Origin of the sequence: Actinomadura monticuli, assembly GCF_041463655.1 — a bacterium.
Lineage (GTDB): Bacteria > Actinomycetota > Actinomycetes > Streptosporangiales > Streptosporangiaceae > Spirillospora > Spirillospora monticuli.
Window position 1 is genome coordinate 109,955 of the sequence record NZ_JAXCEI010000014.1, and the last position, 24,165, is coordinate 134,119.

The 24,165-nt window shown below is 73.5% G+C and carries 17 protein-coding genes; 9 read left to right on the top strand and 8 right to left on the bottom strand.

Going from position 1 to position 24,165, the window contains the following annotated elements:
- Nucleotides 1-46 precede the first annotated feature (46 nt).
- Nucleotides 47-1,408, top strand: a complete 1,362-nt coding sequence (gene gabT, locus SM611_RS28135) for a 4-aminobutyrate--2-oxoglutarate transaminase (RefSeq protein WP_371953231.1) — start codon at nucleotides 47-49, stop codon at nucleotides 1,406-1,408.
- A gap of 12 nt (nucleotides 1,409-1,420) precedes the next feature.
- Here the strand turns inward: gabT and SM611_RS28140 are convergent, their stop codons facing one another.
- The 3 genes from SM611_RS28140 to SM611_RS28150 all read right to left on the bottom strand — a co-directional run bounded on the left by SM611_RS28140 (nucleotide 1,421) and on the right by SM611_RS28150 (nucleotide 4,597).
- Entirely contained in the window at nucleotides 1,421-2,416 is a 996-nt protein-coding gene (locus tag SM611_RS28140) for an LLM class flavin-dependent oxidoreductase (RefSeq protein ID WP_371953232.1), read from the bottom strand.
- An 81-nt stretch (nucleotides 2,417-2,497) separates the two neighbouring features.
- Nucleotides 2,498-2,806: a hypothetical protein gene (locus SM611_RS28145; RefSeq protein ID WP_371953234.1), complete on the bottom strand. Its 309-nt coding sequence runs from the start codon at nucleotides 2,804-2,806 to the stop codon at nucleotides 2,498-2,500.
- 102 nt (nucleotides 2,807-2,908) lie between these two features.
- Nucleotides 2,909-4,597 (bottom strand): ExeM/NucH family extracellular endonuclease, encoded by a 1,689-nt coding sequence (locus tag SM611_RS28150; protein WP_371953236.1) that lies wholly within the window; start codon nucleotides 4,595-4,597, stop codon nucleotides 2,909-2,911.
- A gap of 175 nt (nucleotides 4,598-4,772) precedes the next feature.
- Here SM611_RS28150 and SM611_RS28155 point away from each other — a divergent pair, with 175 nt between their 5' ends.
- Nucleotides 4,773-5,594, top strand: a complete 822-nt coding sequence (locus SM611_RS28155) for an IPT/TIG domain-containing protein (RefSeq protein ID WP_371953238.1) — start codon at nucleotides 4,773-4,775, stop codon at nucleotides 5,592-5,594.
- Between the two features lie 7 nt (nucleotides 5,595-5,601).
- Here SM611_RS28155 and SM611_RS28160 read toward each other — a convergent pair whose 3' ends face one another.
- Nucleotides 5,602-7,041, bottom strand: a complete 1,440-nt coding sequence (locus tag SM611_RS28160) for a hypothetical protein (protein ID WP_371953239.1) — start codon at nucleotides 7,039-7,041, stop codon at nucleotides 5,602-5,604.
- A gap of 202 nt (nucleotides 7,042-7,243) precedes the next feature.
- On the opposite strand from SM611_RS28160, the gene SM611_RS28165 reads away from it, so the two are divergent.
- Nucleotides 7,244-7,930, top strand: coding sequence for a hypothetical protein (locus tag SM611_RS28165; protein WP_371953240.1), 687 nt, complete (start codon nucleotides 7,244-7,246; stop codon nucleotides 7,928-7,930).
- A 15-nt stretch (nucleotides 7,931-7,945) separates the two neighbouring features.
- Here the strand turns inward: SM611_RS28165 and SM611_RS28170 are convergent, their stop codons facing one another.
- Nucleotides 7,946-9,109, bottom strand: coding sequence for an MFS transporter (locus tag SM611_RS28170; protein WP_371953242.1), 1,164 nt, complete (start codon nucleotides 9,107-9,109; stop codon nucleotides 7,946-7,948).
- Between the two features lie 219 nt (nucleotides 9,110-9,328).
- Here SM611_RS28170 and SM611_RS28175 point away from each other — a divergent pair, with 219 nt between their 5' ends.
- Genes SM611_RS28175 through SM611_RS28185 form a run of 3 tightly spaced genes read left to right on the top strand, consistent with a single transcriptional unit; the run spans nucleotide 9,329 to nucleotide 13,380 of the window.
- Complete coding sequence (locus SM611_RS28175; RefSeq protein WP_371953244.1) at nucleotides 9,329-10,600, top strand: lipase family protein; 1,272 nt, start codon at nucleotides 9,329-9,331, stop codon at nucleotides 10,598-10,600.
- An 18-nt stretch (nucleotides 10,601-10,618) separates the two neighbouring features.
- The gene (locus tag SM611_RS28180) at nucleotides 10,619-11,596 is read left to right on the top strand and encodes an acyl-CoA desaturase (RefSeq protein WP_371953245.1); all 978 of its coding nucleotides are present in this window, start codon (nucleotides 10,619-10,621) and stop codon (nucleotides 11,594-11,596) included.
- Nucleotides 11,593-13,380: a fatty acyl-AMP ligase gene (locus tag SM611_RS28185; RefSeq protein ID WP_371953247.1), complete on the top strand. Its 1,788-nt coding sequence runs from the start codon at nucleotides 11,593-11,595 to the stop codon at nucleotides 13,378-13,380. Before SM611_RS28180 ends, SM611_RS28185 begins: the two co-directional genes overlap by 4 nt.
- A gap of 3 nt (nucleotides 13,381-13,383) precedes the next feature.
- Here SM611_RS28185 and SM611_RS28190 read toward each other — a convergent pair whose 3' ends face one another.
- Nucleotides 13,384-14,625, bottom strand: a complete 1,242-nt coding sequence (locus SM611_RS28190) for a PucR family transcriptional regulator (protein ID WP_371953249.1) — start codon at nucleotides 14,623-14,625, stop codon at nucleotides 13,384-13,386.
- A 263-nt stretch (nucleotides 14,626-14,888) separates the two neighbouring features.
- On the opposite strand from SM611_RS28190, the gene selA reads away from it, so the two are divergent.
- From selA to selD, 3 genes are read left to right on the top strand one after another with little or no spacing between them, the layout of a single operon-like run.
- Nucleotides 14,889-16,208: an L-seryl-tRNA(Sec) selenium transferase gene (gene selA, locus SM611_RS28195; RefSeq protein WP_371953252.1), complete on the top strand. Its 1,320-nt coding sequence runs from the start codon at nucleotides 14,889-14,891 to the stop codon at nucleotides 16,206-16,208.
- A complete protein-coding gene (locus SM611_RS28200) occupies nucleotides 16,205-17,971 on the top strand; it encodes a SelB domain-containing protein (protein WP_371953253.1) in 1,767 nt (588 codons plus the stop codon). Before selA ends, SM611_RS28200 begins: the two co-directional genes overlap by 4 nt.
- Nucleotides 17,968-19,005 carry a selenide, water dikinase SelD gene (selD, locus tag SM611_RS28205; protein ID WP_371953254.1) on the top strand — a complete coding sequence of 346 codons (1,038 nt, stop codon included), beginning with the start codon at nucleotides 17,968-17,970 and terminating at the stop codon, nucleotides 19,003-19,005. The genes SM611_RS28200 and selD overlap by 4 nt, the downstream gene beginning before the upstream one ends.
- A 9-nt stretch (nucleotides 19,006-19,014) precedes the next feature.
- Here selD and fdh read toward each other — a convergent pair whose 3' ends face one another.
- The gene (gene fdh / locus SM611_RS28210) at nucleotides 19,015-22,266 is read right to left on the bottom strand and encodes a formate dehydrogenase (protein WP_371953256.1); all 3,252 of its coding nucleotides are present in this window, start codon (nucleotides 22,264-22,266) and stop codon (nucleotides 19,015-19,017) included.
- A gap of 143 nt (nucleotides 22,267-22,409) precedes the next feature.
- The gene (locus SM611_RS28215; protein WP_371953257.1) at nucleotides 22,410-24,125 is read right to left on the bottom strand and encodes a hypothetical protein; all 1,716 of its coding nucleotides are present in this window, start codon (nucleotides 24,123-24,125) and stop codon (nucleotides 22,410-22,412) included.
- Between the last annotated feature and the right edge of the window lie 40 nt (nucleotides 24,126-24,165).

A 24,165-nucleotide genomic window follows, 5' to 3' on the forward strand; every position in this document is an offset into this window, starting at 1 on the left:
GTCCCGTACGGTTCATCGTAGGCGGTGCCCGGCTTATGTTCAGGCCATGACCAGCCATGACCCCGCCCCTGAGGCGAACGGCGGCCTGCCGCCGCAGGAACGCCGCGTCGTGACCGAGATCCCCGGGCCGCGCTCCCGTGCGCTGCAGGAACGGCGGGTCGCGGCGGTGCCGCCGGGCGTCGGCAGCGTCCTGCCGGTGTACGTGGCCGACGCCGGCGGCGGCGTCGTGGTCGACGTCGACGGCAACTCGCTGATCGACTTCGGCTCCGGCATCGCGGTGACGAGCGTCGGCAACGCGAACCCGCGGGTCGCCGAGCGGGTGAAGGCGCAGGCCGACCGGTTCACCCACACGTGCTTCATGGTCGCGCCGTACGAGTCGTACGTGGCCGTGTGCGAGAACCTGAACCGGATCACGCCGGGCGGCCACGAGAAGCGGTCCCTCCTCGTCAACAGCGGTGCCGAGGCCGTGGAGAACGCCGTGAAGATCGCCCGGTACGCGACCGGGCGGGACGCGGTCGTGGTGTTCGACCACGGCTACCACGGCCGGACGCTGCTGACGATGACGCTGACCGCGAAGAACATGCCGTACAAGAACGGGTTCGGCCCGTTCGCGCCCGAGGTGTACCGGATGCCGCTGGCGTACCCGTTCCGCTGGCCGACCGGCCCCGAGAACTGCGGGCCGGAGGCGGCGGAGCAGGCCATCGACCAGATCACCAAGCAGATCGGCGCGACGAACGTCGCCGCGGTGCTGATCGAGCCGATCCAGGGCGAGGGCGGGTTCATCGTCCCCGCGCCGGGGTTCCTGCCCGCGCTGGCCGAGTTCTGCCGCGCGAACGGCATCCTGTTCATCGCGGACGAGGTGCAGACGGGCTTCGCGCGCACCGGCGACATGTTCGCCTGCGAGCACGAGGAGATCGTCCCCGACCTCGTCGCGACCGCGAAGGGCATCGCCGGCGGGCTGCCGCTCGCCGCCGTCACCGGCCGCGCCGACATCATGGACAAGGTGCACGGCGGCGGCCTCGGCGGCACCTACGGCGGCAACCCGCTCGCCTGCGAGGCGGCCCTCGCCGTGCTGGCGGAGATCGAGGACGGCAAGCTCACCGCGCGCGCCCGCCGGATCGGCGAGGTCATGCTGCCCCGGCTGCGCGGCCTCGCCGCCGAGCACCCGGCGATCGGGGACGTCCGCGGCCGCGGCGCGATGGTCGCGATCGAGCTGGTGCGGCCGGGCACCAAGGAGCCCGACCCCGAGCTCACCGCGCTGATCGCGCGCCGCTGCCACGAGCGGGGCCTCCTCGTGCTGACGACCGGGACGTACGGGAACGTGCTGCGCTTCCTGCCGCCGCTCGTCATCCCCGAGGAGCTGCTGGTCGAGGGCCTGGACGTCCTGGCGGAGGCCTTCGCCGGCTGACCCGGCCGGGGGTCAGCCCGCGGTGGCCGCGAAGTCCTCCTTGTACAGGTCGGCCAGGATGTCGTACGAGCGCAGCCGGTCGGCGTGGTCGAACACCTGCGTCATCACCATGACCTCGTCGACCCCGGTCCGCTCGATGAGCGCGTCCATCTGCGCGCGGACGGTCTCCGGCGCGCCCAGCACCTGGTCGCCGAGCCGCGCGTCGATCATCTGCCGCTCCAGCGGCGTGTACGGGTGGGCGGCGGTCTCCTCCGGCGTCGGCAGCGGGCCGGGGCGCCCCTGCCGCAGCCGCAGGAAGCTCAGCGCCTGCGGGGCGGCCAGCTCGCGCGCCCGCTCGTCGGTGGCGGCGGCGGTGACCGACACGCCGATCATCGTGTACGGCTCGTCCAGCGCGCCGGGACGGAACGAGTCGCGGTACAGCGCCAGCGCGGGCTCGGTGTTCTCGGCGCTGAAGTGGTGCGCGAACGCGAACGGCAGCCCGAGCAGCCCGGCGAGGCGGGCGCTGTAGCCGCTGGAGCCGAGCAGCCAGATCGGCGGCTCGTTCCCGGCGGCGGGCGTCACCTTGCTGCCGGCGCCGAAGTAGTCGCGCAGCTCGATGACCTGCTGGGGGAAGTCGTCCACCGACAGCGCGTCGGGGGAGCGGCGCAGCGCCAGCGCGGTGGCCTGGTCGGTGCCGGGGGCGCGGCCGAGTCCGAGGTCGATGCGGCCGGGGTAGAGCGCCTCCAGCGTCCCGAACTGCTCGGCGACGACCATCGGCGCGTGGTTCGGCAGCATGATCCCGCCGGACCCGACCCGCATCGTGCTCGTGGCCGCCGCGACCTGCCCGATCAGCACGGCCGTCGCCGAGCTGGCGATGCCGGGCATCGCGTGGTGCTCGGCGAGCCAGTACCGGTGGTAGCCGAGCCGTTCGGCGTGCCGGGCGAGGTCCAGGGTGTTGCGCAGCGCCTGGCCGGAGGTGGAGCCGCTGACGACGGGGGCGAGATCGAGGACGGAGAAGCGCACGGTCATATCGTGTGCCAACCCGCCGGACGGCGGTCCTCTTCCCCGACGTTCCCCGCGAACCCCGCGTTGTAGACGGTTCCGCCGGGGCTAGACGAGCAGCTGGAGGACGGCGACCACGACCGAGGCGGCGGCCCCCAGCGCGGCCGGGACCCCGACGCAGGCCCACGACCAGTTCACGAGGGTGCGGGCGCGGGCCGGGTCCTCGGCGAACCGGGTCTCGGCGCGGGTGTAGAGCAGCGCGGCGACCACGACCAGCGGCACGAAGACCACCATCGTGAACAGGCCGAGGATGAACGCGGCGATCTGCCCCGGCCGGGTGTAGGTCCCGTCGGGACCGATGCCGAACGCGAGAGCGGGGGCGGAGGCGGCAGCGGGGGCAGGGGCGGTTTCCGTCATCTCAGCGCACCGATCACTAGAAATGTGACCTGGATCATACGCGTCGTGATCCCCGTGCGCGAGGGGCCGGCCGGCACTTTCGGACGGCCGGCCCGATGGGTGTCAGCGCAGGTCCAGCCCCAGCAGGACGGGGTCATGGTCGGACGATCGGAACGCGTCCGGCCGGTAGAAGGCCGGCGGGTTGAACTCGGTGTTGTAGTCGAGGAACACCGGTTCGTCGCTGTTGACGTGCCAGATCGTCGCGCCCGTCACGCGGCCGGAGAGGGACCGTCCGGCCAGCGCGTGGTCCAGCTCGCCGGACTGCCCGTCGAACACGTAGCTGTACCGGTCGGCGGGGCGGACGAACCGCTGCGTCTGCGACACGAGCCCGGCGCCGGTGAGCACCTTCACCGGGTCCTCGGACGTGTAGGCGTTGAGGTCGCCGACGACGAGCGGGTTCTCCGCGCCGTCCGCGATCGCGCGGATCGCGTTCGCCTGCGCGACGCGGCGGGCGTTGTAACAGCCCTGCCCGTCGCCCTGGTCCTCGTCGGCGCCGGTGGCGTCGCCGCAGCCCTTCGATTTGAAGTGGTTCACGATCATCGTGAACGCGGTCCCGCCGGACGCGGGCCGGAACGTCTGGACGAGCGGCGGGCGGTCGAAGACCGGGTCCTCGGACGAGCGCGCCGCGCCGACCGGGGTGACCTTGGCCGGCTTGTAGATGAGCGCGACGTGGATCTCGTCGGTCCCCGGATGGGGATGCCGCACCCAGGCGTACCTGTCGGCCCCGGCGTGCCCGTTCAGCCGGTCGACGAGCGCGCCCACGGCGGTGTCACCGTTGTTCTCGACCTCCATGAGCCCGACGACGTCGGCGTCCAGGCCGGTGAGCGCGGCGGTCAGCTTGGCGAGCTGCCGCTCCTGCTCCTCCGCGGTGTCGGCGCCGCGCCTGTCCAGCGTCGTGAACCAGTTGAGCGTGTTGAAGCTCGCGACGCGCACGTCGCCGCCGACCCGCCGCGGCTTCGCCGGCCGCGGGTTCGTGTTCGCGAAGTGCGCCGTCTTCGTCGGCTCCAGCCGGTACTCGCCGAAACCGTAGTTCAGCACGCCGGTGAGCCCGTGCACCGAGTCGCCGATCCGCAGGACGCGCGGGTCGGTGTACGGGATCGTGTCCGGGTTCTGGACGTTCGACGCGTCGTCGATGAGCAGGTTCCGCGCGTCGTTGCCGGCCTGCGTCGACCCGTGCCCGTCGGTGGGCTGGAAGAGGCGGCCGCCGGCGGAGACGGTGACCTCCCCGTACCGTCCGAGCTGGTAGACCTCGGTGGCGGTGAGCCGCTGCCCGAACCGCAGCAGCATGCCCTCGTACCGCTCCAGCGCGGCGCCGCCGGCCAGGGGCAGCCGGACGGCGGCCGGGGCTATCCGCCCCGTGCCGCACACGTCGACGGCGGAGACGGGTGACAGCTCGGTGAGCCCGTTGTACTCGACGGCCTTGCCGGTCACGAGGACCCGGTCGCCGACCGCGGCCTCGGCGGTGGAGTACACGAAGATCCCGTCGGACGTGCGCGGATCGCGGTCGGGCGTCGGGTCCTGCACGAAGAAGCCCTTGAGCTGGTCGGACCGCTGGTAGTCCGCCGTCACGACCCCCTCGACCCGGACGGTCCGCCCGGCGAGCGGGCTCGCGTCGCCGCCGCCCTGGACGTCGGCGATCTGGTGGTCGGCGGGAGTGGCGCAGGTGGGCGGCTCCGCCGCGGCGGCCGGCTGCACGCCGACGGCGAGGCCGGCGCTCAGGACGGTCGCGAGTGCTGCTGCTGTTCGGCGCATGGCGGGAGAGTAGGGCGCGGCCTCGGCGAGGCGGCGAACCGTTAATGAAGACTCCACCAATTTGCAACGGATTGTCGCAATCTTGGGCGCGGCTCGACCCGCGCATTGCGAAACGCCGCGCGGACCCGAGCGGATTACCGGCTGAGTAGCCCGCGCCGAGCCGTTGAGGAGAGCCGTGACCGGACCGTCCCCGGAGTCGGTGCCGCCAGGAGGGCAATACGCTCGTGGCCGCGACATCGTCGTCGTGTTCGCCGTGCTGCTGATCGTCACGGCGGTGCTGGTGATCGTGCTCGTCCAGGCGTGGCCGGCGGGCCCGCAGACCGGCCCGGACGGGCGCACGGAGGTCACCCCCGCCGCCAAGACCGTCCATTTCCCGGGATGGTCGCCGACGATGTCACGAGAGACGAGCCTGTTCGTGATCGTGATGGCCGCCGGCGCGCTCGGCGGCGTCGCGCACGTCCTGCGGTCGTTCTACTGGTACGCCGGGAACCGGGCGCTGCGCCGAAGCTGGCTGCTCATGTACCTGCTGCTCCCGATCGTCGGCGCCCTCTTCGGCCTCATCGTCTACCTCGTGGTGCGCGGCGGCCTGACCTCGCCGGCAGGCGGCGCGGGTGACATCAACCCGTATGGGATCGCGGCCATCGCGGCGCTCGTCGGCCAGTTCTCGCGCGAAACCGCGGAGAAGTTCCGCGACGTCTTCTCGACTCTGCTGGCACCCGCGCCACAGGGCCGGGACCACGCCCTCACCCCGAGCGTCACCGCGTTCGAGCCTCACAGCGGCCCGCCCGAAACACGGATCACGATCATAGGGACGGGGCTGGGGTCCGCGACGTTCGTCTGGTTCGGTACCGTGCGGGCTCCGGCGACGGACGTGACGGACACGCGCATCCGGGCGATCGTCCCGAACGGAGCCGCATCGGGCCCGCTCATCGTGACCACTCCGGCCGGCGCGGCGGCCAGCTCGGACACGTTCACGGTCGAGCCCGGCGCCGGGTGACCGGCGGCTACTTCCCGTCCCGCCAGTGGGCGTGCCAGGCGTCGTAGGCGGCGCCGGGGAACACGCGCGGCAGCTCGGACGTCGGCAGCCGGCCGAGTTCGGCGCCGGTCCGCGCGACGCCGAACTGCCGGTCGCTCGCGTAGGCGGTGCGGCGCAGGCTCTTCGGCCCGACGACCAGGCAGGTGTAGCGGGGGCCGGGCAGCTCGCCGTCCGGGATGGCGGCGCCGACCGCGAGGCTGTTGGACACCGTCACCCAGGCGCCGAGCTCCGCGACCTGCCGCTCGGCGCCCTGCTCCTCCCACCGGTACTCCAGGATCGGCTTGGCGAAGATCGGGACGAGCAGGTGCGACACCCCGCACGCCTGCAGCTCGCGCTCCCAGCGGATCGACCGGCCGAGGTCCTCGCAGATCAGCACGGCGAGCCGGCCGAGCGAGGAGTCGAGTACGCGGATCTTGCGACCCGGCCGGACGTCCTCGGCGGCGGTGCCGGCGGCGGGCGCGTCCGGCAGCCGCCACAGCCGCATCTGGGTCGCGTCCAGCGTGAAGCCGGACAGCTTGTCCTGGACGAGGAGCTCCTGCCCCGTCCACCGGTCGAGCAGGACGGCGCGGTTCGGCGGCGGGTCCCCGCCGCCGACGGGCCCGGTGCCGAGCAGCAGGAACCGCAGCGGGCGGCGGTCCCGGTCGCGCCCGGCCGTGTCGAACGCGACCTCCTTCCAGTGCTCCAGCAGCGCGTCCGACAGCGACGCCTCCGGCATGACGGCGAGCTGCGCGCCGGACTCGTCCAGCCGCCGGACGATCGCCTTGATGCGGCTGCGCAGCCCGGAGGAGTCCATGGGGCGGAGCCGGTAGACGGAGGTGCCGTCCCGCTCGGCGAACTCGATCTCCACGTCGTCGTAGGTCTCCAGCACCGGCGCGCAGCCGACGGCGACCGGCTCGTCGCGGCTGAAGTGCGGGTCGTTCACGGCGGGCAGGATCGCGTGGTCGACGAGGTCCCACTCGGCCTGCGGGACGCGGTGGACGCCGAAGAACTCCGCCTTCGACCGGAGCCCGCGCGGCCGGCCGGGGTAGGCGCAGCGGGGGAGCAGCGCGCCGGTCGTGCCCGGCCCGTTGAACCTCCCCTCGGTCAGGTAGGTGACCAGCACGCCCGCCAGTGCGGGCGCGCCGTGGTAGGGGGCGTAGGGGCTGGCGTGCGCGAGCGCGAGGTCGAGGCCGAGCAGGATCGTGAAGCGCCCGAGGTCGCCGCGCTCGGCGACGATGCCCGCGGTGGTCTCCGGGTCGAGGACGCCCTTCTCCAGCACGGTCTCGGCGATCTCGTTCGCGTGCCGCCGCACCCGCTCGTCCTCGTACCAGTGCGTGGCCGTCCAGTCCTGGAACACGGCGTCGGGCATCGCGTCGTAGAGCCGGACGAAGAGATCAGCTGGTCCGGCCGGATACACGGCTGCAGCCAACTGATCCTGCATAAGCGCCCCCGGGGGATTGACAAAGGCACGGTTACGGGTGGTGGGTCGATGCTAACTCTCCCGGGCATCGCGCATCGTGTCCTCGGCAACAGAGTGTGTCCGAAAGCAGCGGTCGGTATCACTTGACATTCACTTGGCATCCACGCACTCTGGATGTGTCCGGCGCTGCTCGTCGACCCAGGAGTGAGCCGTGAACGCGATCACCGACACCGCAGACACCGCATCCCCCGACCCCGACCGCCGAACCGAGATCCGGCGCCTCATCGACGCCATGGAGCACGCCAAGGTCATCAGCGACGGCCACTTCTCGGCCCTCGGCATGCTGATCACCGACGCCTCGCTGAGCGCCGACGAGCCGGCCCTCACCGAATGCCAGGACGGCCTGCAATGGCTGCACCGCCACTACCTCGACGTCGACGGCCTCGACGGGCCGCAGCGCGAGCAGCGCGGCCGCATCCTCGGGCTGATCGACGTCGTGCACTGGGCGCTGAAGCGGCTCCCGTCCGGCCTCCAGCTCGCGCTGCAGCCCGACGGGTACGCGGCGCGCTTCCTCGTCGCCGTGTCCCGCCGGCAGGGCATGTCGAACCAGCAGCTCGCCGCCGAACTCGGCACCGACGAGACCGAGATCAGCCGCGTCGGCCGCAGGCTGCTGTCCGCCGGCGTCGTGTGGCGGCGCAAGGAATGGCGGCACAACGCCTGGGACCTCACCCCGCGCGGCCGCCGGTATCTGGAGACGTCCGGCCTCCTGGCGGAGACCCCCGACGAGGAGCGTCCCGCCGCGCGGCCCCGGCGCTCCCCGGACGCCGTCCCGCGCCGCCGGGAGCCGGACCGCCCCGCCCCGTCCCGGGACGACAGGCCCCGTCCGGCCCGCGGCTAGCCGGTCCGCGGCCGCTCAGGAGCGGCGCGCGAGAGGCAGCGCCAGCAGGATCACGGCGGCCGTCATGGCGAAGGCGGCGGGATAGCCCGTGTGGGTGGCGGCGATGCCGAACGCCGCGCCGCCCACGCCCATGCCGCCGTCGTAGCCGACGTTCCAGAGCGCGCTGACCGTCCCGTAGGCGGACGCGGGCGCCCGCTCGTACATCATCGCCAAGCTCGCGTTCTGGGTGACGCCGAAGCCCGCGCCGAACAGGACCATCGAGGCGAACACGGCGGCCGGGTGCGGCACGAGGACCAGCAGCGCGACGCCGGCCGAGGCCGCGGCGACGGCGGGCATCAGCAGCCGCGCCGCCCCGTGCCGGTCGCCGGCGCGCCCCGCCCACCAGCGGGCCGCCGTGGTGGCGGCCGGCTGGACGAACAGCGCCGCCGCCGCGACGCCCCCGGCCGGCACCGCCTCCGGCAGGAACGTGATCAGGATGCCCGCCGCCATCGCCGTCGCGGCGAACGCGACCGCCGGGCGGAGCAGCGCCGGCGACCGCAGGCCCGCGACGATCCCGAGCCGGCGCCGCTCCGGCGACGCCGCGACCCGGCCGGGGATGCCCGCCAGCACCGCGAGCGTGGCGAGCGAGATCACCGCGCTGGCGACGAACACGGGCGGGTAGCCGATCCGGTCGGCGAGCCACACGCCGAGCGGCAGCGCGAGCACCGCGGGCGCCCCGGCGACGACGCCGAACAGGCCGAGCGCCTCGCCGCGCCGGCCCGCCGGGGCGAGCGCCGCCACCAGCGCGTTCGGCACGACCACGGCGACGCCGAAGCCGAGGCCGCGCACCAGGCTCGCCAGGACGATCATCGCCGTGCCGGACGAGAGCGGCAGCGCCAGCGGCGGCAGCGCGAGCAGCAGCGTGCCCGCCGCGAGCACCGTCCGGTACCCGAACCGGGCGAGCAGGCGGGGGAGCGCGAGCTCGGCGAGGACCGTCGTCAGCATCAGCGCGCCGGTGGCGAGCCCGGCGCCGGCGCGGCCCGCCCCGCCGTCGACCGCGTACATCGGGACGACCGACAGCAGCAGGAAGACGCCCGTCAGGCTCGCGACGGTGGCCGCGAACACCAGCGCCAGGGGCCGGGTGACCAGCCGCGGGCGCGGGGAGCCGGCGCGCTCGGCGTCCCGGAGTGACTCGCTCATGAACGCGACATTAGGTGACCCCCCGGACATTCATGTCGGGAGCGGAGGGCGCCTTGCGGAGCTCGTCCGGTGAACGGTGGTGGGCGGGGGCCGGAGGACGGGTTGTTGGGTTCGTTGCTAAGAACGGTGGCCGAGCATGTGAGAAGACTTCATTCCGCGCGCGGAGCGTGATCGGCACAGTCGTCAGGGTTCGGTTCCCACTCCCTCCAAGGAGCGAGAATGCGCCTCCGTTCCCTGTTCACCGCCGCCGCCCTGGGTGCGGCGCTGGCCGTGCCGGTCACCGCGCCGCACGCGCTGGCCGCGCCGCCGGGCTGCGGCGCCGGCGACGCCGAGATCTACGCGGCGCCCCCGGCCGCGGTGACGGGCGACCCGGGCGACCTGCTGGCCTGCCGCCCGGTGAAGCTGACGAACATCCCGGGCGACGTCCCGATGAAGGCGTGGAAGGTCCGGTACGTCTCGACGGACGCCAAGGGCGCGAAGAACGTCGTGACGGGGACGATCGCGATCCCCGACGCGGACTGGACGAAGGGCGGCTCCCGCCCGACCGTCGCGTTCAACCCCGGCACGCTCGGCTCCGGCCCCCAGTGCGCCTTCTCCAAGCAGCTCGCCGGCCAGTACGTCGACATGTACGAGGGCGCGAACCTGACGCTGTTCCTCAAGGCGGGGTTCGCGGTCGCGGCCACCGACGGGGTCGGGTACCTCGACGGGCAGGTCCACACCTACATGATCGGCGCGAACGCGGGGCACGCGCTGCTGGACGTCGTCCGGGCGTCCCGCCAGATCCCCGGAGGCACCCTCGCGGCCGACGGCGAGGTCGGCATCTCCGGCTACTCCGAGGGCGGCGCCGCCGCGCTGTGGGGCGCGCAGCTCGCCGCGTCCTACGCGCCGGAGCTGGACGTGGTCGGCGCGGCGGCGGGCGGCGTGCCCGGCGACCTGAAGCTGACCGCCGAGCAGCTGAACGGCGGCTTCTTCGCGGGCTTCCTCGCCGACGCGCTCGTCGGGCTGAACGCCGCCTACCCGGAGATGCCGTTCACCGAGCTGATGAACGACCAGGGCGCGCAGGCGATCAAGGATGTGCGCGCCAACTGCCTGTTCGGGACGCTCGCGGTGTTCCTCGGCGCCCGCGTCGAGAACTTCTCCAAGGACAAGCTGAGCTTGGAGCAGCTCTACGCGCTCACGGGGCCGGGCGGCGTGACCTGGGGCGAGATCGTCGACCGGCAGAAGCTGGGCGTCGACATCGGCCCGGCGTCCTCCGGCGCCAAGTACGAGATCGGCTTCCCGGTGTTCCAGTACCGCGGCTGGCTCGAAGAGATCATCCCGCACGAGACCGAGGACGGCACCCGGCAGGCGTACTGCGCGGCCGGCGTCAACACGACGTGGAAGAACACCTACCCGACCGAGCATCTGTCGACCGACTGGGGCGCCGCCGGGGACGTGACGAACTTCCTCGGCGACCGCTTCGACGGCAAGCCCGTCCAGGGCGACTGCTGAGTTAAGGAGACTTAGGACATGACAGCGGGCGTCGCCGACGTTGGCAGCCGAACGCCGCAGCCTGACCTCTCGGGCACCGTCCCGTTGCCCGAGCGCATCGCGGTCGTGGTGTTCGTGGTCGCGCCGATCATCGGCGTGGTGGCGGCCGTCCCCTTCCTGTGGGGCTGGGGCCTCGGCTGGACGGACGTGGCCGTCTTCGCCTTCCTGTACCCGCTCAACGCGATCGGGATCACGGTCGGCTACCACCGGCACTTCACGCACGGCGGCTTCAAGGCCAAGCGGTGGCTGCGGATCGCGCTCGCGATCCTCGGCGGGCAGGCCATGCAGGGATCGGTCGTCCGGTGGGTCGCCGACCACCGCCGCCACCACAAGTACTCCGACCAGGAAGGCGACCCCCACTCGCCATGGGCGTACGGGCCGGGCGTGTGGGGCCTCACCAAGGGGCTGTACCACGCGCACATGGGCTGGCTGTTCAGCAAGGACCGCACGTCCCGCAGCAAGTACGCGCCCGACCTGCTTAGGGACAAGGACATCCGGTTCCTGTCGCTCGACCCCGTGTACGCCGTGATCGTGCTCTCCACGTTCCTCGTCCCGATGGGGCTGGGCGCGCTGCTCACGCTCTCCTGGCACGGCGCCCTCACCGCGCTGTTCTGGGCCGGGCTGATGCGGGTGTTCGCCGGCGAGCACATCACGTTCTCGATCAACTCGATCTGCCACGTGTTCGGCAAGGAGGACTTCAAGACCCGCGACAAGGCCCGCAACGTGTGGTGGCTGGCCATCCCGTCGTTCGGGGAGTCCTGGCACAACCTGCACCACGCCGACCCGACCTGCGCGCGGCACGGCGTCCTCAAGGGCCAGATCGACATCAGCGCCCGCGTCATCTGGCTCTTCGAGAAGCTCGGCTGGGTCTGGGACGTCCGCTGGCCCGACCACGAGCGCCTCGCCGCCCGCCGCGTCACCGGCGACACCGCCACCCAGACCGGAGAAGCAGCATGACCGACCTGCCCGCCAACGACCTGCCCGCCCTCGACCGGACGCCGCTGATCGAGCGGCTCGCCCGCTTCGCCAAGGACTTCCCGGGCGACCGCGCCTACACGTTCATGGACTACATGTCCGACCCGGACGGCGTGGCCACGGACGTCACCTGGGGCGAGCTGGACCGGCGCGCCCGCTCCATCGCCGCCGCGATCCGCCGCGCCACCGAGCCCGGCGGCCGCGCCGCGCTGCTCGCCCCGCAGGACCTGCACTACGTCACCGGGTTCCTCGGCGCGATGTACGCCCGCGTCATCGGCGTCCCGCTGTTCTCCCCGGACCTGCCGGGCCACGGCGACCGGCTCCTCGCCGTCTACCAGGACGCCGAGCCCGACGTCGTCATCACCACGAGCGCGTCGCTGCCGGCCGTCGAGGCGTTCCTCAGCGGCGAGTTCGTGCGCCCGCCTTCGGAGGTCATCGTCGCGGACCAGGTCGACCCGGCGCTCGACTGGGCGCCCGAGCCGATCGACCCCGACGACATCGCCTACCTGCAGTACACGTCCGGCTCGACCCGGACCCCGGCCGGCGTCATCATCACGCACGGCAACTTCGCCACGAACGCCGAGCAGCTGTGGCGGACGTTCGAGGGCATCCCGCGCGAGTCGTCCGGCGTGAACTGGCTGCCGGTGTTCCACGACATGGGCCTCGTCACCACGGTCGCGCTGCCGCTCGTGTACGGCAACCCCGGAGTGATCATGGACCCGGTGGCGTTCATCATGCGCCCCGTCCGCTGGCTGGAGCTGCTCAGCGCGCAGGAGCACGCGTTCACCGGCGGCCCCAACTTCGCCTACGAGTACCTCACCGCGCAGGTCACCGAGGAGGAGAAGGCGAAGCTCGACCTGAGCGGCGTGCAGGTCTTCATGAACGGCGCGGAGCCGATCCGGGAGAGCACGCTCACCGGCTTCTACGAGGCGTTCAAGGACTGCGGGCTGCGGCCCGAGGCGCAGGTGTGCGCCTACGGGCTGGCCGAGGCGACGGTGTACGTGTCGGCGTCGTCCCGGTTCCGGACGCCGACGCGGGTCGCGTTCGACCACGAGGCGCTGCGCCGCGGCGCCGCCGAGCCGTGCGCCGCGGACGCGCCCGGAGCGATCCAGCTGATCGCGTGCGGGACGTCCTACGGCCAGCACACCGCCATCGTCGACCCGGAGACCGGGGTCCGGCTCGCGGACGGGAGGGTCGGCGAGATCTGGGTGCACGGCCCCAACGTCGCCGCCGGCTACTGGGGACGCCCGGAGGCGACCAGGGAGACGTTCGAGGCGACGCTGGCCGGCACCATCGGCGGCCTGCCGCGCGGGCCGTGGCTGCGCACCGGCGACCTCGGCGTCCTGCACGGCGGCGAGCTGTTCGTCACCGGCCGGATCAAGGACCTGGTCATCGTGGACGGCCGCAACCACTACCCGCAGGACATCGAGTTCACCGTGTCCGGCGCGCACAAGGGCATCCGCAGCGAGTACACGTGCGCGGTGTCGGTCGAGGCGTCCTCCGGCATGGGCGACACCGAGGGCCTCGTCGTGATCGCCGAGCGGAACCGGCGGGTGCCGATCGCACTGCTCGACCTGGCGGAGGTCGCGCAGGCCGTGCGGACCGCGGTGAAGCAGCAGCACGACCTCCGCGTCCACGACTTCGTGCTGATCGAGCCGGGCGGCCTGCTCCGCACCAGCAGCGGGAAGATCGCCCGCTCCGCCTGCCGGCGGGCCTACCTGGACGGGAGCCTGCCGGTCACGGAGGTCGCCGCCCGGGACGAGTGACGCTCACGGCTGCTCCCCGCCGGCGTTGTCCCGCAGCCAGACGGGGAGCAGCAGCATGAGCTCCAGCCGGATCGCCGGATCCTCGATGTCGTAGTCGAAGATCTGGTGGAGCTGCGCGAGCCGGTACCGGACGGTCTGCGGGTGCACGCACAGCGCCTCGGCCGCGTCGGTCGCGTTGAAGCCGTGCTTGAGGCACTCCAGCAGCGTCGCCGCGAGCCGGGAGCCGCGGTGCGGGCCGAGCCGGGTGAGCGGGGCGAGCCGGCGCCGCGCCGCCGCCTCCGCGAGCGTCCACCCCTCCTGCAGGAGCAGGTCGGGCAGATGCCGGTCGGCGTGGACCAGGCCGGGCCCGCCCGGTGCGAGCCGCCCGGCCGCCATGAGGTCGAGCGTGCGGTGCGCCCAGTGCAGCGAGACCCCGGCCTGGTCCGCCGGCACCGACGGCCCGACCGCGCCCGTCCAGCCGCCGAGCGGTGCGGTGAGCCGGTCCGTCCCGCCGGGGCGGTCCGGGTCCGGCATCACCAGGCACGGCCGGCCCCGGTCGAGGCCGCTCAGCAGGAAGGGCGGCAGCCCGGCCGGGCCCTCGCCGCCGCTGCCGGGGCGCGGGCGCAGCACGATCACGGCCAGCCGGTCGGGCAGCGTCCAGCCGGCCAGGTTCGCCTGCTCGACGACGACGTCCTTCGGCGCGGCCGGCTCCGACAGCAGCAGGCTGAGCAGCCGGCTGCGCCGCTGCTCCCGCTCGCCCGCCGTCTTCTCGCGCGCCCGCGCGTAGCCCTGCGCGGCGGCCGAGGCCAGCAGGTCCAGGTAGGCGAAGTTCACCTCGGTCAGCGAGATCGCCAGCTCGCGGGGCTTCTGCAGCCGCTCGGCCTCGCGCGACAGGTACCGCCACGCCGTCCGCGACGCGACCCGCAGCGCGTTCTGCAGGTGCTCCAGCGAGCGTCCCTCCATCGCCTCGCCGTACCCGATGTCGAAGAAGACCTGGTGCACCTCCCGCCAGGGCGCGTCCGGGTCGGCGATCATCTGCACGAAATGCCCCATGCCCTGGGTGATCGCGACCCGGATCACCTCGGTGTAGACGGGGTCGTCGGGCCTGGCGTACTCGGGGACGTGCCGCAGCACGCCCTCGACCATGGTGTCCGTCAGGGCCGGAAGGTGCGGGCGGATCCACTGCGCCTCCTCGCGCGGGACGTCCCGCCAGGGCTCCCCCGCCAGGCCGTCGCTCTCCGCGGACCTTTCGTATAGTTCCGTCAAAGCGTTACCTCCAGCGCCGGACACCCGGGGCAGCCAGGCTAAGTAACACGCTTCACGCACGACACTCACATCGATGACAAGGCGCGCCCGGTTTCCTTGTGAGGCACGGCGAATAAGTCCACCGGAGTCAGACGAAAGCGCACTTCCGTTTGGCGCTCTCCCCACGAGTCGCCGCCCGCCGCCGGACGGGCGCCGCGCGTCCGTGCCGCCCCGCCGTTTCGGTGCGATGCTGACGGGTAATGCCGGTCGTCGGAGGTCGCCTCATGGATCGTGGAGCCGTGCCCGTCGCGGGGGAGGACGGGCGGCGGCGGATCGCCCGCACCGACGTGCTGCTCGCCGATCCGAGGCTCGCCGAGGCGGCGGGGCGGCTCGGGCGCGGGGTGGTGAAGGCGGCCGTCGTCGCGGCGCAGCGGAGGGCCAGGGCGGGGGAGATCCCGCCGGAGTCGGTCGCCGACGCCGCGGCCGGCTCGCTGCCGGAGACGGCGGCCGGGCTGCGGCCCGTGATCAACGCGACCGGGGTGCTGCTGCACACGAACCTCGGGCGGGCGCCGCTGTCGGACGCCGCGCGGGAGGCCGTCGCGGTGGCGTCGGGCGCGACGGACGTCGAGCTGGACCTCGCGACCGGGCGGCGCGCCGGGCGCGGCCGGTCGGTGCTGGAGGCGCTGCTGGAGCGGGTGCCGCAGGCGGAGGCGGCGCACGTCGTCAACAACGGCGCGGCGGCGCTCGTGCTGGCCGCGACCGCGCTCGCCCCCGGCCGGGAGATCGTCATCAGCCGGGGCGAGATGGTGGAGATCGGGGACGGCTTCCGGATCCCCGAGCTGCTCGCGGCGACCGGGGCGCGGCTGCGCGAGGTCGGCACCACCAACCGCACCACGCCGGACGACTACGCGGCGGCGGTCGGCGACGAGACCGGGTTCATCCTGAAGGTGCACCCGTCGAACTTCCGGATCACCGGGTTCACGCGGGGCGCCGGCGCGGCGGAGCTGGCCGGGCTCGGGGTCCCGGTCGTCGCCGACATCGGCTCCGGGCTCCTCGCGCCCGAGCCGCTGCTGCCGGACGAGCCCGACGCCGCGTCCATGCTCAAGGCGGGCGCGCATCTCGTCACCGCCAGCGGCGACAAGCTGCTCGGCGGGCCGCAGTGCGGGCTCGTCCTCGGCCGGGAGGACCTGGTGCGGCGCCTGGCCCGGCACCCGCTCGCACGGGCGCTGCGGGTCGGCAAGATGACGCTCGCCGCGCTGGAGGCGACCCTGCGGGGGCCGCGCACCCCGACCGAGCGGGCGCTGCACGCCGACGCCGGGTCGCTGCGGGAGCGCGCCGAGCGGCTCGCCGCCCGGCTGGCGGACGGCGGGCTGGACGCGACGGCCGTGCCGAGCGAGGCGGCGGTCGGGGGCGGCGGCGCGCCCGGCGTCGTCCTGCCGAGCTGGGCCGTGTCGGTGCCCGAGTCCTGCGCGGCCCGGCTGCGGCAGGGCGTCCCGGCCGTGATGGGACGGGTCGAGGACGGCCGGTGCCTGCTCGACCTGCGGTCGGTGCCGCCCGAACGGGACGGCGACCTGGCCGAGGCGGTCCGGGCGGCGGCGCGATGACGCACGTCGTCGCCACGGCGGGGCATGTCGACCACGGCAAGTCGACGCTCGTGCGCGCCCTGACCGGGATGGAACCCGACCGGCTGGAGGAGGAGCGGCGGCGCGGCCTGACGATCGAGCTGGGCTTCGCGTGGACGACGCTGCCCGGCGGCGACCGCCTCGCGTTCGTGGACGTCCCCGGGCACGAGCGGCTCGTCGCCACGATGCTCGCCGGAGTCGGGCCCGTCCCCGCCGTCATGTTCGCGGTGGCCGCCGACCAGGGCTGGCAGCGGCAGTCGGAGGAGCACCTGGCGGTCCTGGACGCGCTCGGCGTCCGGCACGGCCTCCTCGTCGTGACGCGCCGCGACCTGGCCGACGCACGCACGGCCGGCCTGGCGCGGGAGGAGGCGCTGGCCCGCATCGCCGCCACCTCCCTCGGCGAAGTCGATTCGGTCATGGTCAGCGGCACGACCGGGGAGGGCCTGGACGGGCTGCGCGCCGCGCTGGAACGGCTCACCGCGTCCCTCCCCGCCCCCGACGCCGGCGCCGACGTGCGGCTGTGGATCGACCGCGTCTTCACGGTCCGCGGCAGGGGCACGGTCGTCACCGGGACGCTCGGCGCCGGGACCGTCGCCGTCGGCGACCGGCTCGCCGCCGGCGGCGACCTCGTGCGCGTGCGCGGCCTGCAGAGCCTCAAGGAGGACCACGACCGGGTGAGCGCCGTCGCGCGCGTCGCCGTCAACCTGCACGGGAGCGCGAGCGAGGCGAGGCGGGGCGGCGCCCTGCTCACCCCCGGGCGCTGGCTCGCCACCGAGCTCGTCGACGTGCGGCTGCGCGGTGAGCCGGCGGGCGGCCTGCCCCGCGAGCTGACCCTGCACGCCGGATCGGCGGCGGTCCCGGTGCACGTCCGGCCGCTCGGCGACGACACGGCGCGGCTCGCGCTGCGGCGGGCGCTGCCGCTGCGGGTCGGCGACGTCGCGCTGCTCCGCGACCCCGGCGCCCATCGCGTCCCGGCCGGGGTGACGGTCCTCGACGTCCGCCCGGAGCCGTTCGGGCGGCGCGGCGCGGCGGCGGCGCGGGCCCGCGAGCTCGCCCGCGTCGACGGACGCCCCGACGGCGCCGGCGAGCTCCGCCGCCGCGGGCTGATCACGCGGACCGAGCTGGTCGCGATGGGCGTCCCCGTCCCGTCCGAGCCGGTGGCGGGCGACTGGCTCGCCGACCCCGGCCACTGGGAGGACCTGCGCGGGCGGCTCGCCGCCGCCGTCGAGGAGCACGCCGCCGCCCACCCGACCGACCCCGGCCTGCCCTCCGACGCCGCCCGCCGCGCCCTCGGCCTGCCCGACCGGGCGCTCGTCGAGGCCCTCGCCGAGGGCCTGCACCGCCGCGACGGCCGGATCTACGGCCGGACGACCGCGCCCGAACTGCCGCCGCCCGTGCGGGCGGCCGTCGACGCCGTCCGGCGCGACCTGGCCGGCGCGCCGTTCCAGGCGCCGGACGCGGGCCGGCTCGCCGACCTCGGCCTCACCCCGAGGATGCTCGCCGCCGCCGCGGCGGCCGGCGCGCTCCTCAAGGTCGGCGACGGCATCGTCCTGCTGCCCGGCGACGACGCCCGCGCCGCCGCGCTGCTCGCGACCCTCGGCGGCCCGTTCACGCTGAGCGAGGCGCGCCGCGCGCTCGGCACCACCCGCCGGGTCGCCGTCCCGCTCCTGGAGCACCTGGACGAGAAGGGCTACACGACCAGGGTGGACGACCTCCGCCGCCGCTGCACCGAGGAGAGGCCATGACCGAGTCGGCGAAGAGCGAGACCGCGAAGAGCGAGACCGTGAAGAGGCTGACGCAGTACGCACACGGCGGAGGCTGCGCCTGCAAGATCCCGCCCGGCGAGCTGGAGGACGTCGTCGCCGGACTGACCACCACCATGCCCGCGCCCAACACCGAGCTGATCGTCGGCCTGGAGACCGGGGACGACGCGGCCGTCTTCCGGCTGCCGGGCTCGCGGGGCGGGCTCGCCGCCGTCGTCACCGCCGACTTCTTCACCCCGGTCGTCGACGACCCCTACGACTGGGGCCGGATCGCCGCCGCGAACGCCCTCTCCGACGTGTACGCCGTCGGCGGCCGCCCGCTCGTCGCGGTGAACCTGCTCGCGTGGCCCCGCGAGGTCCTGCCGTTCGACCTCGCCCGCGAGGTGCTGCGCGGCGGCCTGGACGTCGCCGCCGAGGCGGGCTGCCATGTCGGCGGCGGCCACAGCGTGGACGACCCCGAACCCAAGTACGGGATGGCCGTCACCGGGGTCGCCGACCCCGCCGCCCTGCTCCGCAACGACACCGGCAAGCCGGGCGTGCCGCTCACCCTGACCAAGCCGCTCGGCCTCGGAGTCCTGAACAACCGGCACAAGGCGACCGGCGAGGTGTTCGAGCACGCCGTCGCGACCATGGTGAAGCTGAACCGCGACGCGTCCGCCGCCGCGCTCGACGCGGGCGCCGTCTGCGCCACCGACGTCACCGGCTTCGGTCTCCTCGGGCACCTCTACAAGCTGGCCCGCGCGTCCGGCGTCACCGCCGTGATCGACGCCGCCGCCGTCCCCTACCTGGACGGCGCCCGCGCGTCCCTCCGCGAGGGGTACGTCAGCGGCGGCACCCGCCGCAACCTCGACTGGGTGGCCCCGCACACCGACTTCGGCGGCGCCTCCGAGGAGGACCGCCTCCTCCTCGCCGACGCGCAGACGTCCGGCGGGCTGCTCGTCGCGGGCGAGATCTCCGGCGACCCGGTCATCGGCGAGCTCGTCCCCGCCGGGGAGTACCCGCTGGTCGTCCGCTAGCCCCGGCGGTCAGACCTCGGTGCCGGTGTCCTCGGACACGCCCGCCCGCTCCCGGTAGCGGCGGACCAGCGCGTCCGCGGCGGCGCCGCGCGGGCGGCGCCCCGGACGGATGTCGCACGTGATCGCCTTCGCCTCCTGGATGTGGGTGTTCGGGTCCAGCGACATGTGCAGCAGCTCGTTCGCGGCGTCGCCGGTGCTGTAGCCGTTCGGCCCCCAGTGGTACGGCAGGCCGATCTGGTGCATCGTCCGTCCGTCCACGACGAGGGGCTGCATCCGCTCGGTGACGAGGACGCGGGCCTCGACGACCGCGCGCGGGCTGACGATCGTCGCCCAGCCGCCGTGCTCCAGCCCCCGCTCGGCCGCCAGCTCCGGCGACACTTCGCAGAAGAACTCCGGCTGCAGCTCGGCCAGGTACGGCTGCCAGCGCGACATGCCGCCCGCCGTATGGTGCTCGGTGAGCCGGTACGTCGTCGCCACGAACGGGTACACGTCCGCGCCCGGCGCCGCGCCGCTCGGCGCGTACCGGTTGTCGGGATGCGGCGGCAGCAGGTGCCGGACGGGGTTGCGCTGCTGCCCGTACAGCGGGTTCGTGAACGGGGACTCCTGCGGCTCGTAGTGCGTCGGCAGCGGGCCGTCCGTCAGCCCGGCCGGGACGAACAGCCACGCCTTCCCGTCCGCCTGCATGATGAACGGGTCGTCCCCGGCCAGCGCGTCCGGGCCCGTCGCGTCGCGTGGCGGCTTGTAGCCGGGCGGGCGGTCGGCGATGAAGTCGGGCACGTCGTGGCCCGTCCACTTGCCCTCGCCGGCGTCCCACCAGACGTACGCCTTGCGCTCGCTCCACGGCTTGCCGTCCTTGTCGGCGGACGCCCGGTTGTAGATGATGCGCCGGTTCATCGGCCATGCCCAGCCCCACTCGGGCGCCACCCAGTTCTGGTCCTTGCCGGGCTTGCGGCGGGCGGTCTGGTTGACGCCGTCGGCGTAGCAGCCGCAGTAGATCCAGCAGCCGCACCTCGTGGAACCGTCGTCCTTCAGGTGCGTGTAGGACGACAGCGGGTTCCCGTCGGCGTCGAAGCCGTTGACCTCGGCGAGCACCGCCTCCGCGTCCGGCTCGTCCAGCGGGCCGTGCGTCGGGTAGTCCCAGGTCAGGTCGAGGACCGGCCGGTTCATCTCGTCGTCCGACCCGGCGAGCTTCTCCCGGATGATCCGGCCCAGGTGGTACATGAACCACAGGTCGCTGCGCGCGTCCCCGGGAGGCTCCACCGCCTGGTGGTGCCACTGGAGCATCCGCTGCGTGTTGGTGAAGCTGCCGCTCTTCTCGGTGTGCGCGGCGGCGGGCAGGAAGAACACCTCGGTGCCGATGTCCTCGGTGCGCATCTCGCCGGACTCGATCTCCGGGCCGTCCTTCCACCACGTCGCCGACTCGATCAGCGAGAAGTCGCGGACGACGAGCCAGTCGAGGTTCGCCATCCCGAGCCGCTGGACCTTGGCGTTGGCGGACCCGACGGCCGGGTTCTCGCCCATCAGGAAGTAGCCCTCGCACACGCCGTCGATCTGCGCCATCGCCGTCTCGTACGTGCTGTGCGAGCCGGTCAGCCGCGGCAGGTAGTCGAAGCAGTAGTCGTTGTCCTCGGTCGCCGCGTCGCCCCAGTACGACTTCAGCAGGCTCACGGTGTAGGCCCGCATGTTGCCCCAGAAGCCCTTCTTCGCCGACTCGCCCCGCACGAACGCGTCCAGGTCCTCGTTGGTGTGGGCGTGCGGCATCGGGATGTAGCCGGGCAGCAGGTTGAACAGCGTCGGGATGTCCGTCGAGCCCTGGATGGACGCGTGGCCGCGCAGCGCCAGGATGCCGCCACCGGGCCGCCCGATGTTGCCGAGCAGGCTCTGCAGGATCGCCGCCGTCCGGATGTACTGGACGCCGACCGTGTGCTGCGTCCAGCCCACCGCGTACACGAACGCGGACGTCCGGTCCCGGCCCGAGTTCTCGGTGAGCATCTCGCACACCTGGAGGAACTGGTCCTGCGGGACGCCGCAGATCCGCTCGACCATCTCCGGCGTGTACCGCGCGTAGTGCCGCTTCAGCACCTGGAACACGCAGCGCGGGTGCTCCAGCGTCGGGTCCCGCTCGGGGTCGCCCACGCCGATCGCCGCGCCGCCCGAGCCGTGCGCCTCCCCGCGTCCCGCCTCGGCGACGGACGCGTTCTGCTCGTCGTACTCCATGTCGCGCTGGCCGGCCGCCGACTGGACGTCCATGCCCTCGTACTGCCACGTCGTGTGGTCGTAGGTGCGGTTCTCCGGGTCCAGGCCGGAGAACACGCCGTCGAGGTCCTCGGTGTCGCGGAAGTCCTCGGTGAGGATCACCGGCGCGTTGGTGTAGGCCACCACGTAGTCGCGGAAGTACCTGTCGTTCTGCAGGACGTAGTTGACGATCCCGCCGAGGAACGCGATGTCACTGCCCGCGCGGAGCGGGACGTGCGCGTCCGCGAGCGCGCTGGTCCGGGTGAACCGCGGGTCCACGTGGATCAGCTTCGCGCCGCGCGCCTTCGCCTCCATCACCCACTGGAACCCGACCGGATGGCACTCGGCCATGTTCGAGCCCTGGATGACGATGCAGTCCGAGTTCTGCAGGTCCTGCTGGAAGGTGGTCGCGCCGCCGCGTCCGAACGAGGTTCCCAGACTGGGAACGGTGGAGGAGTGTCAAACGCGGGCCTGATTCTCGATCTGCACCGCGCCGAGCGCGGTGAACAGCTTCTTGATCAGGTAGTTCTCCTCGTTGTCGAGCGTGGCGCCGCCGAGGCTCGCGAAGCCGAGCGTGCGCCGCACCCGCAGGCCGTCCTGCTCCCACTGCCAGCCGCGCCGGCGCGCCTCGACGACCCGGTCGGCGATCATGTCCATCGCCGTGCCGAGGTCGAGGTGCTCCCAGTCGGTGCCGCCCGGCCGCCGGTAGAGGACCCGGTGCTCGCGGGCGGACCCGGTGGTCAGCTGGAGGCTGGCCGAGCCCTTCGGGCAGAGCCGCCCCCGGCTGACCGGCGAGTCGGGGTCGCCCTCGATCTGGATGACCTGGCCGTCCTTGACGTACACGTCCTGCCCGCAGCCGACCGCGCAGTACGGGCAGACGGACTTCACGACCTGGTCGGCGGTGCTCACCCGCGCCTCGATGCGCTCGGTCCCCGCGCTCTTCGCCGCCGCTCCGCGGCCGAGGGGGTCGTCGCCGGTGAACTGGCGGTAGACGGGCCACGACTCGATCCATGTACGGACGCCCATGTCACACCACCTCTCGCCCTCGGCGCGCCGTCCACCTACCCGCCGCCCGACCCGTGAAACAAGGCCGTCCGCGGCTTGCCGGGGCGGCGGGCAGGTGGACGGCGGGCAGGTGGACCGCGGGCAGGTGGACGGCGGGCACGGCGTCACCGGGTGGCGAAGGCCGCCAGGTTCGCCGAGACCGGCTCCGGCCCGCCGCCGTTCTGGACGGCGGACGCGGTCAGCACGTCGATGTGCTGGTAGCCGGGCGCGATGACGTCGCCGGGCTGCGGGTCGCTGGAACCGAGGCCGTCGCCGGCCTCCAGGTTGAGGATCGGGTTCGCCTCGATCCCGCCCTCGTGGACGGCGTCGTCCGCGATGCCGGGCGAGCTCGCCAGCGCGATGTCGGTGACCATCCTGGTGGGGAAGTAGTGCTCGGTGAAGTCGAGCGGGTGCTCCGACAGGCTGCGGGCCAGCTCGGCGATGTCGGTGACCTCCTTGCCCGCGGACGTGAACGGCGTGCCGTCCTTGGACGTGTGGACCGGGTCGTCGGGCGCGCCGACGCGGTCGTAGTTCCGCCACGTGTAGAGGGGGCCGCCCGGCTCGTCCGGGATCGCCTTCTTGTCCTTGCCGAGCAGCCTCGACAGGCCGCCGAGCCCGAGCTCGTCGAGGTCGTTCGGGGCCGGGAACTCCTTGTCGACGATCTTGCCGCCGTCCCAGAAGCCGACGCTGGCCTGCATGAACGCGAGCGGCTGGGAGTTGTCGTCCAGCAGGCCGCCCAGCGCGGCGGCGTTGGTGAAGCGGAAGTCCTTCACCGTCGGGGAGCCCTTGAGGAAGGTCGGGTAGTCCTTCGAGAACAGCAGCCGGTACGTCATGTCCTGGTTGAACCCGGACGGGACGTAGGCCGCGAGGTCGGACAGGCCGCCCGGGTCGAGGTTGGCAGCGAGGCCCGCGATGCCGAGGAGGTTCATCGTCTCGGTGTTGACCACGGCCGGGGCCGACAGCGCCCGCGGGACGATCCCCGTCTCCAGCCCCGCCTGGACGGCGCCCGCGCCGAACTGGACGAGCGGCACCCATTCCTCCGGGATCTGGCCGTCCATACCCGGCAGCCCCGTCGCGATGCGGGTGTCGAGCGCGAAGTAGCCGGAGCACTGGTTGTAGCCGGCGTCGCCCGTCGTGGCGGGGTCCCCGTCGAAGTCCCATTTCGCGAAGAACCCGGTCAGGACGCCGCCGAGCGAATGGCCGCCGCACAGCGTCTTCCGCTTGCGCGCCGCCTGGTCGGGGAGCTCGCGGACCATCAGGTCGTACTGGTCGCGGACGGTCTGCTCCAGCCCGACGGTCTGCAGCCATCTGACTTGGTCGTTGCTCTGGTAGCCGGCGAACTTCCGGCCGTCCACCTCCTTCTGCCGGTAGTAGTAGTCGACGGCGAGACGGGTGTCCTTCGCCTTCAGGCCGGCCTGGAGCCCGGTGGGGTCCTCAAGGCAGTTGGACCGCCGGTCGAGCGCCCAGAACTCGATGTGCTTCCCGCTCTTCGCCGCCGCCGACACCGTGTTCCGCGCGACGCTGTCGAAGGCGCCGGCGCCCTCCAGGATGCCGGGCTGCGCGATGAGGATCCGGTCGGCCCGCGCCGGGTCGGCGGGCCCGTCCTTGTGCCGGAACCGCAGGTAGGAGAGCCAGTCGCAGGCTTGCGGGTGCGGGCCGGCGGAGGCGGGCAGCGGCACCCTGACCCGCACCGCCGACTCGCTGACATCGGTGACCGGCGAACCGGACGGGACGGGCGTCTCGGACCGGTCGGCCTCGCGCGCGCTCACCGGCCCGGCCACGGTGCCGAGGACCAGCGCGGATGCCGCGAGAACCGTCAAGGGGAGTGGGGGGCGCCCCATCACGTGCTCCTCTCGGAGGTGATCGGTGATGGGGCAACAA